The organism is Echinicola rosea (genome assembly GCF_005281475.1).
GTDB lineage: Bacteria > Bacteroidota > Bacteroidia > Cytophagales > Cyclobacteriaceae > Echinicola > Echinicola rosea.
In genome coordinates this window covers 4,714,889-4,728,682 of record NZ_CP040106.1, presented here as the reverse complement: position 1 = coordinate 4,728,682, position 13,794 = coordinate 4,714,889, and the positions used below count along the sequence as shown (strand labels likewise).

Genomic DNA, 13,794 nt, shown 5'->3' with positions numbered 1-13,794 from the left:
TTATATTAATTCAAAGGTCTTTATTGTCTTTTTTTTTATTCCCGTGAAGACCGCTCGCTTCATGCGCACCAATCGTTCAAAGAGGCTGAGGTTTTTGCCAAAATCCTTTTTCATGGCCACGTCTTTTTTCTTTTGGTCTTTAGGGACGTAAAGCATCGCGGTACAGAGGCAGTTTTGACGGTTCTTGCTTTTCAAGATTTCATAGTTGACACAGCTTTGGCAGCCCTTCCAGAATTCCTCGTCATCTGTAAGGTCAGAGTAGCTTACCGGAACATAGCCAAGTTCTGAGTTGATTTTCATGACAGCAGCCCCAGTGGTCAGCCCAAAGATTTTGGCATTGGGGAATTTGGTGCGGCTGAGTTTGAATACCGCTTTTTTGATTTCCCTGGCCAAGCCGGATTTACGGAAATTTGGAGATACGATAAGGCCAGAGTTGGCTACAAATTTGCCATGACCCCAAGCTTCGATGTAGCAGAATCCTGCCCATTCCCCTTCTTTGGAAAGTGCAATCACGGCTTTTCCTTCCATCATCTTTTGGATGATATAATCGGGGGATCGCTTGGCAATACCAGTACCCCTTGCTTTGGCAGAAAGGGCCATTTCGTCCACGATGGTTTCTGCATATTGGCAATGCTGAACGCCCGCAGTGTGTATGATAAATTGACTTTTTGTCATGTTTGGTATTTATCGACAGAGTCCTGATTGACGCAAATCCCCTAATTCCAATAACTTGCCTGACGGTAGTCTGGCCTATCAGAATCGTCAACAACTGACTCCTAAATGTTCTAAGAAATAAATTTGATGGTAATTTTGAAGATAGACATCCACGTAGGATGTCAAATAATATCGCAGGGACTATGCCCTAAAAAGGTTCCTGAAGCTTTTCCTGGGCGAAAAAATAGGCATAGCAATGCTGTTAATGGAAAGAACGTCCATTTTACTGTTAAAGGCTGCTATGTTGATTAGGTTGCTCATTTTTCTAATGCGGTACAAATGTTCGAATTAAAAATTAAATATACAAAATATTTTTTGATAAATTTTATATAATCAGCCTTGTCGTTATGATTTGGTTTGTGAGGTTTCTGGTATTGTTGTCTTTCATTCATATGGAAGTGGTTTTTAGCCGATGATTATTTTGGGAGGTAGTCTCTAGGTATAAGCAGAGAAGGGTATTTGATGTGATTTTTATATTTGTAAAATTTTATTTCATTGATTGCCAATTGGCTATGTGAGTTCTTTTTTTATGACAATAATGAAAAAAACATAGCTTCCATAAAGTAGTTCGTAAGAAATTTACGAGTGATATTCAAAAAGCATTTCCAAAACCGCAAAAATTGACTAAATTTGTCAAAACAAAAATAGTCAAAAAATGAAAAGCCTAGCACAAATCTTACAAGATGCCAGAGAGGTAAAAGGTCTTACGCTCAAAGATGCCGTGAAGCACAGCGGGGTAGATGCCGGGCTTATCAGTAAATTTGAGCGTGGCAAGCGAATGCCGTCAGCTGCCAATTTAATGGCCTTGGCAGAAGCTTATGAACTTTCTTTTGCTGAGCTTAAGAAACAATGGTTGGCAGAAAAAGTGTTGGACTTGGTGAGGTATGAAGTTGGGGCAGCTGAAATTTTGACTTTGGCAGAGAGTCGAGTGGAATATCTGGCAGGAGAAAAAGCACTGGTGATGGATAAAATCCCTGCCAGTGTACAGGAAAAGCTGGAAGAAATCGACCAGCTTAAAGAGCAGTGGCAGCAAAGACGTCCACTGGGATCTACTCAGCTGCAAAAGATGAAAGAGTACTTTAATGTGGCCTATACTTTCGAAAGTAACCGGATCGAAGGAAATACCCTGACCCTTCAGGAAACCCATTTGGTGGTCAATGAGGGGATCACGATTGGAGGTAAATCCATGCGGGAGCATCTGGAGGCCATCAATCATGCTGAAGCGGTAGATTACTTGGAGGAGTTGATCAGGGAAAAGGCCGATATCTATAGCCGGTCCTTATTGGAGCTTCACTATCTTATTCTGAAAGGTATTGACAGGGAAAATGCGGGGAAATACCGTAACGTTCCTGTGAGGATTTCAGGCAGTGAGCATGTTCCTCCTCAGCCTTATCTGGTGGATAAGATGATGGAAGATTATTTCGTCCATTATCAGGAGCAAAAGAATGTGTTACATCCAGTGATCTTAGCTGCTGAGATGCATGAACGACTGGTGAGCATTCATCCATTTGTGGATGGTAATGGACGTACTAGTCGTTTGATTATGAATCTGGTGCTGGTGGGAAATGGCTATACTATCGCTAACCTGAAAGGTGACCAAACATCTAGGCTGGCTTATTACAAAGCACTGGAAGCGGTGCAGGTCCATAATGATCCGGTGCCGTTTTATCATTTAGTGGGTGATGCAGTAAGGGATTCCCTTCAGCAGCATTTGGAGATGGTATAGGCGGTTTGGAATGGAAAGGGGACTTTTGGGAGTTCCCTTTTTTATGAAGCATGGGCTCGCAGGTGTGCACTTATGGGTGGTTTAATTTATATCGTAACGTTGGTAGGGCTTCAGTGAATTCAGAAATATTGGGAGTATTAGCCAGTGTAGCTTGATTTTTTGATGGACTCGTCTAGCGAATCATAAAACGTACAGTAAAACGAATAAAATGGCCAGTAATATGGCAATCCATTGAATAATTGGGCTCCGTTGAGGGAATTCAAATTGGCAGATCGGGCAGATTTTGGCTTTGGCATCTACCTCCATGGCACATGATGGGCATTCTTTGGTTTTCATTTTAGTTATTAGCTTAATTTATGTTATTGATTTCTTTTGATATCGATTGACCATCTTTAAGTTAGTAAGTTATTGGTTAATGAAGGTGTTTTGAAGAGAAGATTACCAAAAAGAAAGCAAAAATTGGGAACTCAAATGTGCTACAATTGATTTATGAATTAAAATTAAAAACAAGATGAAAATAGAAGTTTGGTCGGATATCATGTGTCCGTTTTGTTATATCGGAAAGCGGAGATTGGAAGCGGCGCTCGCAGAATTTCCACATAAGGATGAAGTAGAAGTGATTTGGAAGAGTTTTTTGCTTAATCCTGATATGAAAACCGATCCTGATAAGAGTATTGCCGAATATTTGGCAGAGACCAAAGGGTGGACCGTAGAGCAGGCCAGGGAAGCTGGTGATCAAGTGACTGAAATGGCAAAAGAGGAAGGGCTTGACTATGATTTTGACAAAGTGGTCGTGGCCAATGGACGCATGGCGCATCGTCTTTTACAATTTGCCAAGTCTGCAGGAAAAGGGGATGCGATGAAGGAAAGGCTGTTTAAGGCTTATTTTACGGAGGGAGCCAATACAGCTGATCCGGAAACGTTGGCAAGACTGGCTGTGGAAGTGGGGCTGGATGCCGATAAGGCAAAAGAAGCGCTTGAATCCCGTGATTTGGACCTTTTGGTGACCCAGGATATCTACGAATCCCATCAGCTTGGTGTTAGGGGCGTGCCCTTTTTCGTGATGAATGAGAAGTATGGGGTGTCGGGAGCACAGCCCAAGGAGACTTTTTCCCAAGCATTGGAAACTTCTTGGAAGGAATATGCCGAGCATAAGCCTACTGTCCAGTATCTTAGCGGAAATGGTGACGCGGCGGCATGTGATGTCGATGGGGATTGTTAACACGCATAAGTAAATTGAGCATCACAAGAGTGTATAGCCCTCGTATCAAACGAGGGCTAATTTTTTAGGGTAAGGTCTGAATTTTTTGATCAGAATATTCCGTCTATTATTTCTACCTTTGCCATAAATCAAACAGCTCCGTTTTGGCCACAAAAGTTTTATTCATCACTCCACCATTTACCCAACTCAATACCCCTTATCCGGCAACAGCTTACCTGAAGGGATATCTGAATACACTGAATATCGTTTCCCATCAGGCCGATTTAGGGCTGGAGGTAATGTTACGGTTGTTTTCCAGGGAAGGATTGTCAAAGGTATTTGGTCTGGCAGAGGAGCAGGGCTTGGATTATTCTGAAAATGTACAGCGGATTGTCAGGATGAAGGCAGCATATATGCAGACTATCGACACGGTGATCGACTTTTTGCAGGATAAAAACCCCACATTGGCCTATCATATTTCCGAAGGGGACTTTCTGCCGCAAGCAGGCCGTTTTGCGCAGCTGGATGATGTGGATTGGGCTTTTGGAAGTATGGGACTAAGGGACAAGGCCCGTTATTTGTCCACTTTATATTTGGAGGATCTTGGTGATTTGGTTACCGAGGCCATTGATCCTCATTTTGGGTTTAGCCGTTATGCAGAGCAATTAGGGATGTCGGCCAGTACTTTTGATGGGATGGAGGCAGCTTTGGGAATGCCCAAAACCTTGATTGATTCCATATTGCTGGATATACTGGAGGAGAAGATCCAAGAATTTCAGCCTCAGTCGGTAGCTTTTTCCATTCCTTTTCCGGGAAACCTTTATGGTGGCCTCAAATGTGGCCAATACCTTAAAATCCACCATCCAACCATCAAAATCTGGATGGGAGGAGGCTATCCGAATACAGAACTCCGAACACTGAAGGATCCAAGGATATTCGATTATGTAGATTATATCACACTTGATGATGGAGAGGCTCCAGTGCGTTTGTTGTTGGAGCACTTGGATGGCCTGCGACCAATGGAGGAGCTGAAGCGTACTTTTGTTCGCAAGGATGGTGAAGTGGAGATGATGGATCACCCCGCTGTCAAGGATGTCTCACAGCGGGAAGTGGGAACGCCAGACTATGACGATTTGCCCTTGGGCGATTACCTTTCGGTGATCGAGGTGGCCAATCCCATGCACCGTCTATGGAGTGATGGACGATGGAACAAACTGACGCTTGCCCATGGTTGCTACTGGGGAAAATGTACTTTCTGTGATATTTCGCTGGATTATATAGGCCGCTATGAGCCGATTACTGCTTCGCTGCTTTGCGACCGCATTGAAGAGATCATGGCAAAGACGGGAACCAACGGATTTCACTTTGTGGATGAAGCGGCTCCCCCTGCTTTAATGCGTGATTTGGCGCTTGAGATTTTGAGGCGGGGACTGGTGGTGGTCTGGTGGACGAATATCCGTTTTGAAAGTAATTTTACTGCTGACCTGTGTAGGCTGTTACGTGCTTCGGGGTGTATTGCCATTTCGGGAGGATTGGAAGTGGCCTCGGATCGTTTGCTGGGAATGATCAAGAAAGGGGTGACCGTGGCACAGGTGGCCCAAGTGACCAATCACCTCACCCAAGCGGGTATTATGGTTCATGCTTATTTGATGTACGGCTATCCCACCCAGACGGCACAGGAAACGGTCGATTCTTTGGAGATGGTGCGTCAGCTTTTTGAAGAGGGGGTATTGCAGTCTGGTTTTTGGCATCGATTTGCCATGACTGCCCATAGTCCAGTAGGTCTGGATCCGGCAGCATTTGGTGTTCACCGTACTGATTTGAGTTTGGCTCCCTTTGCCAATAATGAGGTGGATTATGAAGATCCTCTAGGTGTGGATCATGCAGCTTTTTCGGAGGGGCTTCGCAAATCCTTGTTCAACTATATGCATGGAGTTGGTTTTGATATGCCTTTGGGCCAATGGTTTGATTTTGAAATTCCCTCTACTAATGTTTCCGAAAATTACATCCAGCAACAATTATTGGAAGAGCCTCCATTGATTTATAAGAAGCATTTGCGGATCGTTTGGATAGGGGCACAGCCGGATATTCAGGATGCAGAAGAGGACGGGTTTGTGGAGTTGGTGTTTTCAGGCAAAAAGGAAGATTTTGCCATGGAATTGCCTCTAGAGTTTGGGGAGTGGGTCATGGGCCTTTTGGCACGGGTGTCGTATGAACAGCCGCTTAACCGCCTGCAGGTGATTTGGGAGGACTATGAGGCCAGGATGGGTGATTTTGAAGAATTGGTAGAATCTGAAGTTTGGGAGATTTTAAGGGAGCAGGGCTTGTTGGTTTTTTGATGTTTTATGCGGGCATTGCAAATGCCATGCTCTTATGCGCCTCGTTGCAAACGAGGGGCAGTTGCCAAAGTTGTTTTTTTGCCAAAAAAATTAATCCTCAATAATATCCTCCAGCTCCCTCAAATCCACCGGAACGACACGTGATACACCGGCTTCGATCATGGTGATGCCGTAGATGATATCTGTGCTGGCCATGGTGCGCTTGTTGTGTGTCACGATGATAAACTGGGACTCGTGAGAGAATTTTTGGATGATCTGGTTAAATTTGTCGATGTTGGCATCATCCAGCGGGGCATCTACCTCATCAAAGATACAGAAGGGTGCAGGCTTCAATAGATAGATGGAGAAGAGTAGGGAAGTGGCCGTTAGGGTCTTCTCTCCACCCGAAAGCTGGTTAATGGTCAGCGGTCGCTTACCTTTCGGTTTGGCCATGATCTCAATGGTACTTTCCAATGGATTGTCGGGATCGGTGAGCTTCAGGTCACAGTCATCCTCGGCCGTAAAGAGGCTTCGGAATACCTTTATGAAATTGGTTTTGATCTGATCAAAGGCATCAAGGAAAGTTTCCTTGGCTACGGTGTCGATTTCCTTAATGGTGTCCATCAGGGAGTTTTTGGCTTTCTCCAAGTCCTCTTTTTGGCTGCTGATGAAGACATGACGTTCCTTGATCTCATCATAGGCTTCCATGGCCATTGGGTTGATGGGGCCCATTTTTTCGAGTTTTTGCTTCGCTTTGCTTACTTCTTCACGTATCTGGTCGGTGGATTTGTCTTGATAGTCTTCAGCCACTTCAGGGTCTTCTTCCATTAAGGCATCCAAGTCGATTTCAAATTCCACACTCAACCTCTCCTTCATGCTTGAAAGCTTAAGCTTGACCTCGTTTAGGGCATTTTGCAGTTCCATGATGATGGTGTCGATACCTTCTTTTTGCTTGGAAAGTGCGCGGACGCCTTTTTCCATTTCATCGATATCACCACGGGAAGCATAGTAATTTTTTTCTGCTTCGGTTACGCCTATTTCGATGGTTTCTTTTTCAGTGTACAGTTCGATCAACTCGTCATCTTTGATTTCGTTGTTGTCCAGTAGTCCTTTGATTTCCTGGTCGATGTTGCTGAGTTCACTTTGGGATTTTTCTATCCGTTCCTTGCTGTTTTCAAATGTCGTTTTCTTAAAGGAAATTTCTTGTTCCAGGCTTTCTACCTTGTTCAGGTGTTGGTGATACTGGATATTTTCTTGGTTATAGTTGCTGGACCGTACGGTCAGGTTTTCCTCTTCTTGGAGCAATTGGTCATTGATGATTTCCAGCTCTTCTTCCATGCCATCAAAACCATTTTTGGCCTCGTCCAGCTTAGGGCCGATTTCCTCGACTTCTTCATTGAGGCTTTCGATTTTTTCCAAGATATCTTCCCGCTTGTTGGCATTGGTGGATAGCATTTCTGCCAACTGCTCCTTTTTGGTTTTGATGGAAATATATTGTTGGTTTACTTCGCTGATTTCACCTTGGAGGTTTTCGATATCCTTTTTGTAGGATACCTCTTTGAGCTTCATCAGGTCACTGACGTTTTTGTCAAGATTTGACCGGGCAGCGCTGACTTTTTTGTTGAGCTCTTTGATCTCCACTTCCAGTTTTTCCAGGTTCTTGGCCCTACCGATCCGCTTTCCTTCAAAAAGCCCCACGGATCCCCCTGAAATACTGAATTTTCGCCTGGTAAACTTGCCGCTTTCGGTGATGAAGATGGCATCATTATCCGGGGGAACATCGGTTATTTCGCCTCGGACGATATAGACTTCATCAAGGATATAGCTGATCAGTTTGCTGTATTTCTCATCATATTCGATGATTTCTGTGGCGGCGATAGCATTGGGGAAAAGCTTGTTTTGGGCAGGTCTAAAGCGCTCAAAATGCTCCAGGATAAAGAAGTTGGCTTTTCCTCTGGCTGCATCGCTCAGGAGGTTTACTGCTGCAATGGCCTGGGCTTCTGTCTCCACCACATAGTAGTTCATATAGCTTTCTAGGTAATTCTCGATGGCTACACGATAATTTTCGCTAGTGGTGAGGATATCAGAAAGCAGGGGAGTGTCCTTTCCCCAACTGGACTTTTTCTTAAGGAATTTAATGGCCTCGGGAAAGCCCTCCAAATTCTCCACTAAGGATTTTGTCAGGTTAAATTCGTTTTGCTTGGCGTCCAGTTTTCGGCCCAGTTGGGTGACTTCCTCCCTGATCAGTTCAATGGTGCGGTTGGAGTCTTCTATTTTTTGGTTTTGGTCTTCTTCTTTTGATTTTAGTCTTTGAAGTTGTTCCGTTTTGGCATCCAGTTCATCTTTAAGCACCACGATCTTTTCTTCAAACTCCGCGAGATTTGCTTCTTGGCTATCGTCATCAGAAGTGGTTTTTTCCAATTCCTGTTTGAGGGAAGAAAGTTGTATTTGCTTTATTTCCAGTTCTTTGCCTAGCTGGTAGATGGCATCCTTTCGGGAAGCATAATCTTTGCTCAGTGCCCTCTGCCGTTCTTGTTGGATGGCATGTGCCGATTTTTGCTCTTCGTATTCTTCCTTCAGTCCCTGTACGGTATGTTCTTTTTCGGCAAGAAGCTTTTCGGCTACTTCCTTTTCCTGTTCCAGTGAACGGATGCTGAACCCTGCACGGTCATTGGACTTACGGTCTTGGTCGATTTGTTCGCGGAGTTTTACGGCGCGGTCTTCCAGAAAGCGTAGGCGTTCGTTTTTGATTTTTTTCTCGCTCTCAAACTGCCGGATTTTATTGACATGATCGTTGAGGGTTTTTTGCCGTGAGGAGAGGAGTTTTTCTTTATGGATCAGGTCAGACTTGGTTTTTTCCAGTCCGGCTTCTCTGGCAGTGATTTGGTTGTTCAGTTCGAGTTTTCGGTCGTTTTCGGCCGTGATTTTCTCATTGGTGCTGATGAGGTTGTCCGTAAGTGTTTTGACACTTTTTTTGGCCAGGGCAATACTGGAGGCTTTATAGGACTTTTTGATTTCAAAATACTTGGCAGCTTGTTTGGCCTGTTTTTCCAGCGACTTGAGGTTTTTCTCAATCTCGTAGAGCAGGTCTTCCACACGGTCAAGATCGGCATCTGTGTCTCCTAGTTTTTTCAGGGTTTCTTTCTTACGGGTTTTGAACTTGGAGATGCCTGCAGCTTCCTCAAAAAGGTCGCGGCGGGAATTGTTCTTGTCATTGAGCAGCTCGTCGATCATTTTAAGTTCGATGATTGCATAGCTGTTGGACTGGATTCCCGTGTCCATGAAAAGGTTGTTGATGTCCTTTAGGCGGCAAGCGATGCCATTCAGTAGGTACTCACTATCTCCAGAGCGGTAATACCTTCTGGTGATGGTCACATGGGTGTATTCGGTGGGCAATAGGTTTTTAGTGTTTTCAAAAGTCAGCGACACCTCTGCCATATTGGTTGGTTTCCGGTTTTTGGTGCCGTTGAAGATCACATTTTCCATTTTGTCAGAGCGAAGCATTCGGGTCTTCTGTTCACCCAGCACCCACCGAATGGCATCCACGACATTGGACTTGCCACAGCCATTAGGCCCTACGATTCCGGTAATGCCTTTGTCAAAATGAATGGTGACCTTGTCCCCAAAACTTTTAAAACCTTTGATCTCAAGCTTGGTCAGCTGCATGTACGCTCAATTAAAATAGAATAAGACTAACAAAATTAATCAGTTCGGGACAATAAGCAAATGGGAGGTTTCGATAGTAGGTGCTCATCAGCTTTGTGGGCACCCTGATAGGTACTGCTCAAAATCGAAAATCGATGTTATTCGTCAAAATAGTGGACGAACCTCATCGGGTTATTGGGATTTTTCAAAAGTAATTCCTTGGCTACTTTATGTGATTGCTCGAAATCTTCTAATCTCGTTCCCTTACAAATGCCAAAAGAGTAATGGTATTGTATAATTTCAATATCACTTTCGGAAATTTTTGCTATGGGATCAAAGCATGGAGAAAAATAACTGCTACAATCGAAATCCCTATGAATGAAAAAATACCCCAAAGACCTGATAAAATGTTTTTTGAGATAAACTTGTTGTCTTGCTTTTTCGATAAAGGCTGGATTGATTTTTACGTAGCATTTGGTAAACTGGGAAGCGCCATTCCAATAGATGTAGAATCCATTGGAACTTCGCTCGAGTTTTGGTTCGGCATAGTAAGGCTCATGTGATATGCCCTGCAGATAGATGAAGTAATTGGCATCCGCTGGTTTTTGGGTAAACTGCACTTTTAATGAGTCAATTCGATGATCGATCGATAAGGCAAAATCAATGAAATTTGCTTTATTAAGACTGTCCAATTCCGGGTCGATATATATCCGTAAGGGTTTTCGCCAATATTTTATGGTGGCTGTAGTGTCATAGGCTTGGTCAGTCCGGTTAAAGACTACTTTTTCATACTTGGTCAAAAAAGCCTCATCTTTATATTCGTAGGGGACTTTGGCCCTGAATCCAGGACCAATAAATGTTTTAGAAACTCTTACAATAGTGTCTCCATCAACCACCTCAAAACCCAATGAATCCACGTCAAACTTGGGATTGTCTTTAAAGTGTTTGTATTTATCCATTGGCATCGGCTGCCAAGTGTACCTAGTGGAGACTGTCTTTAAAGTATCTTGTGCCAGAATGGTAAAGTGCATCAAAAGCAAAAAGAATGTAATACAGATTTTCATTTTCAAAAATTACTTTGGTAAGAAATCTGAATTATAATACGCTTTTTTTTCTGAAAGAGAAAATCTAAAAATAGGCTTATTCAGTCATTTTTAAATCTGGGAAGGCATAGTTCAGCTATCCTTTGAAAGGTTGTTAAAAGGACTGTAAATTAAGTTAGGCCAAGTTAGAGAGTAAAATTTTTTCTACATGCTCGAAGCAATAACCGTTTGTTCTTGGCCTATGAGTTCAGTTTTTATTCCGGGACTTGTAAATCACCAATAAAAGCTCGAACTTTTACTTAAACTTAATTGGGACGGATGTCCACTTGGACTCCGAGCCCGCGCAGGCGCTCCAAGGATTTCTTAATCTGCGCCTGCTTTCTTTTTTCCTGATAGGCTGTATGGTCAGGTTCGAGATAGGCCTCCTTGTTTTTGAGGATATAATACAGTGCAGTCAATATTTTGTGGGCCACTGCAATCAGTGCCTTTTTAGATCCACGGCGAGCCGCTACTGCTCCATATTTACGGTTCAAATAGGTCTCCTTGGTGTGTGATGCGGCCCAGGCAGCTTCGACCAATGCAGTTTTCAAGTATTTGTTCCCATGTGTGATGCGGGTTGACTTTTTCTTGCCTGCACTTTCGTTGTTGCCCGGGGAGACTCCTGCCCAGGATGCCAGATGTTTGTGATCCGGAAAAACCTCCATGTCATTGCCTGTCTCGGCCAGTATGTTCATAGCGGTTTCTTTTCCCACTCCGGGTATGGTCTGGAGTAAATCGACCTCCTGTTGAAGCTCGGCTGCATAACTTTCAATTCTAGCCTCGATGTGCCTGATCTGAGCGTTGATCGAATCAATGGAATCACGGAGGGTGGACAGCATGAACCTGTGGTGATCTGTGAGTCTTCCCCGGAGAGAAAGTTTGAGGTCTTCCATTTTTTTCCGTAAGGATCCCTTGGCAAGGTTGGCCAGGTATTCGGGGTCATCCTGTTTCTGGATCAAAGCATCGAGGATCAAGGTCCCGGAGACCCCAAAGACATCTGAGACCACTGAGGCCAGTTTGATATTGGCGTCTTCCAGGATTTTATGCACCCTGTTGCGTTGGGCGACACGCTGTGCGATCAGTTTGCGTTTATACCTGCATAGATCACGCAGCTCCCGTATCCACTCGGCAGGGACAAAAACTCCCCTTTAGCAGACCGCTTAGGAGCAATTTGGCAATCCATTCACTGTCTTTTTTGTCTGTCTTGTGCCCGGGTACATTCTTGATATGCCGGGCATTGACCAGAATAATCTTAAAATCCTCTTCCAGGATGTTGTAGACAGGTTTCCAATAAACTCCGGTGCTTTCCATGGCAATATGGGTAATGGAAAGGGAGTTCAGCCATACTTGAAGCTCCTCGATCTGGGAGGTGAAAGTCCCGAAAGTCCTGGTCCCAATCTCAACGTCAATACCTCGGACCGTGGCTACAATCGTCTTTTGGTGAACATCAAGGCCGCAGCCCCGCTCGATCACCTGCTCGAATTTGATTTGTGATGACATAACCGATAAGTGAATGTGAATATTCTACTTATACGGAGAAACTCCTCTTTCATCTCCGTTTGTGAAGTCCTAATTCATGAATGTTTTTAATTAAAATACAATTTTTAACCGAGGAGCAGTTTTGGTGGGGTCAGCCAATTAAAGAGTAGCTAAGGATATCCCTTGAAATTTCAGTTTTAAGGGATATCCTCTCACTTTAATTCATCAGTTGGAGAATTCCACAATATAGGCGGATACTATCACATCATATTTTCGCACAAAAGGAAAGAAGGAATGCTTTACTTCAACCGTTTCATTTATGACGGCTTTTGAACTACCAACGAGGTCTGCGTTTTCGAGCATTTCAGCTCGAGCTTCTTCTATCATTCCGTTTCGATCATGTCCCCCAATACCAAAGATGTACATGGCCTCTGAACTACCTTTTACTTTTTCTACAACTTTAAAATTGCTCTGACCAAGTACCACTTCAATAGTATGGTTATTGAGGTATTTTTCGTACCTTGCCTGAGATCAAAGTAAAAGATAAAGTGGATAATGGAACGCTGATTTATATCATTCTGACGATCGTATTTTTTGTGATCCAGGCACTGTCCAAAAAGAAAAAAGACAAAGGACAGGAAAATGTGGACTTGCCCGAAGGTGAGGAGTCTCAGCGAAAGCCGGTTTCTTTTGAGGACTTGCTTAAGGAAATCCGCCAAGAGCAGCAGGAAAGACAATCTGATTTGGAGAAAACCGGACAAAAACCATCAACGAAAGTCCCTGAGCCACCTAAAAGGACCAATGAAGTGCTGGAAAAAATCCCAGCCCAAGAGCGTCAGAAACCCGAGACGCAGTATTATGAAGGAACCTATCAAGCTGACCATGCTGTCCATGGTGAAAAGTTGGTGAAGCTTGACGACCAGGTGGATCTGGAAGCCAATGAAAAGATTTTGAAGGAAGTAGAAGATGTGGCAGGGGATGATATCGGAACCAATCGCTACAGAAGGATGCTGAAGGATCCTCAAACACTAAAAGATGCTGTGGTGGTTGCTGAAATCCTCAATCGTAGGTATTAGGGAACAAGCCATCTTTCTAGAGAGGTGGTTTCTTGATCGGGATTGTAAATTCCCTTCTCGGGAAATTAAATGAATACAAGGTGCTTGATGTGTCGTACATTTGAGACCTTGCCCCTTAGGGGAAGCACTTCCATAGCCAAGGGTAAAGTCCATGATAAATTAACCGATTCACCATTTCGGGTTTTAGCCGCATGGCCTTCTCAATACACCATAAATTTTCGATAAAACCTTAAACCAAAAAAAACCGCTGAATCAATCAGCGGTTTTTTCCTTTTGAAGGATTAAAAATTAAAAGTTAAGTAATTCTATTACTTCGAGATTTGAAAAAAGTGAAACAGTACTTCTAAGGTACAATTTAATTTTGTAAAACAAAATACCGTGATTACGGTATTTTTTGGTTTTTATCGTAAATGAATGATTGAAAATCGCTTTTTACTTTTGATCATTTGGTTTTTACCATTGTCAAAATATAAAAAGGTAAACAGGTGTATTTTAAGGGGCTTTTTTTGGTAATGGAACAAAGATTAGGAAGATAAAAGAAAAGAATTGGGCG

Annotated in this window: 9 protein-coding genes and 1 pseudogene; 4 read left to right on the top strand and 6 right to left on the bottom strand. The window is 43.4% G+C overall.

The window, feature by feature from the left end:
* Positions 1-675, bottom strand: coding sequence for a GNAT family N-acetyltransferase (locus tag FDP09_RS18520; RefSeq protein ID WP_137404082.1), 675 nt, complete (start codon positions 673-675; stop codon positions 1-3).
* 694 nt (positions 676-1,369) lie between these two features.
* Here FDP09_RS18520 and FDP09_RS18515 point away from each other — a divergent pair.
* The 3 genes from FDP09_RS18515 (at position 1,370) to FDP09_RS18505 (ending at position 5,980) form a co-directional block, all read left to right on the top strand.
* Positions 1,370-2,440: a Fic family protein gene (locus tag FDP09_RS18515; protein WP_137404081.1), complete on the top strand. Its 1,071-nt coding sequence runs from the start codon at positions 1,370-1,372 to the stop codon at positions 2,438-2,440.
* 511 nt (positions 2,441-2,951) lie between these two features.
* On the top strand, positions 2,952-3,662 hold the full coding sequence (locus FDP09_RS18510; protein ID WP_137404080.1) for a DsbA family oxidoreductase: 711 nt from the start codon (positions 2,952-2,954) through the stop codon (positions 3,660-3,662).
* A 143-nt stretch (positions 3,663-3,805) separates the two neighbouring features.
* Positions 3,806-5,980, top strand: coding sequence for a B12-binding domain-containing radical SAM protein (locus FDP09_RS18505; protein WP_137404079.1), 2,175 nt, complete (start codon positions 3,806-3,808; stop codon positions 5,978-5,980).
* A gap of 90 nt (positions 5,981-6,070) precedes the next feature.
* Here FDP09_RS18505 and smc read toward each other — a convergent pair whose 3' ends face one another.
* The 5 genes and pseudogenes from smc to FDP09_RS18485 form a co-directional block, all read right to left on the bottom strand.
* A complete protein-coding gene (gene smc, locus FDP09_RS18500) occupies positions 6,071-9,625 on the bottom strand; it encodes a chromosome segregation protein SMC (protein ID WP_137404078.1) in 3,555 nt (1,184 codons plus the stop codon).
* Positions 9,626-9,762: 137 nt separating this feature from the next.
* A complete protein-coding gene (locus FDP09_RS18495; protein WP_137404077.1) occupies positions 9,763-10,668 on the bottom strand; it encodes a hypothetical protein in 906 nt (301 codons plus the stop codon).
* Between the two features lie 284 nt (positions 10,669-10,952).
* A complete protein-coding gene (locus FDP09_RS18490; protein ID WP_317130443.1) occupies positions 10,953-11,798 on the bottom strand; it encodes an IS110 family RNA-guided transposase in 846 nt (281 codons plus the stop codon).
* Positions 11,791-12,186: an IS110 family transposase gene (locus tag FDP09_RS24045; RefSeq protein WP_244940516.1), complete on the bottom strand. Its 396-nt coding sequence runs from the start codon at positions 12,184-12,186 to the stop codon at positions 11,791-11,793. Before FDP09_RS24045 ends, FDP09_RS18490 begins: the two co-directional genes overlap by 8 nt.
* Before the next feature lie 204 nt (positions 12,187-12,390).
* Positions 12,391-12,663 (bottom strand): annotated as a pseudogene (locus tag FDP09_RS18485) (DUF6567 family protein); the annotation flags it as partial.
* Between the two features lie 23 nt (positions 12,664-12,686).
* Between FDP09_RS18485 and FDP09_RS18480 the strand changes: the two are divergent.
* The gene (locus tag FDP09_RS18480) at positions 12,687-13,241 is read left to right on the top strand and encodes an MscL family protein (RefSeq protein ID WP_137404075.1); all 555 of its coding nucleotides are present in this window, start codon (positions 12,687-12,689) and stop codon (positions 13,239-13,241) included.
* The last annotated feature ends 553 nt before the right edge of the window (positions 13,242-13,794 follow it).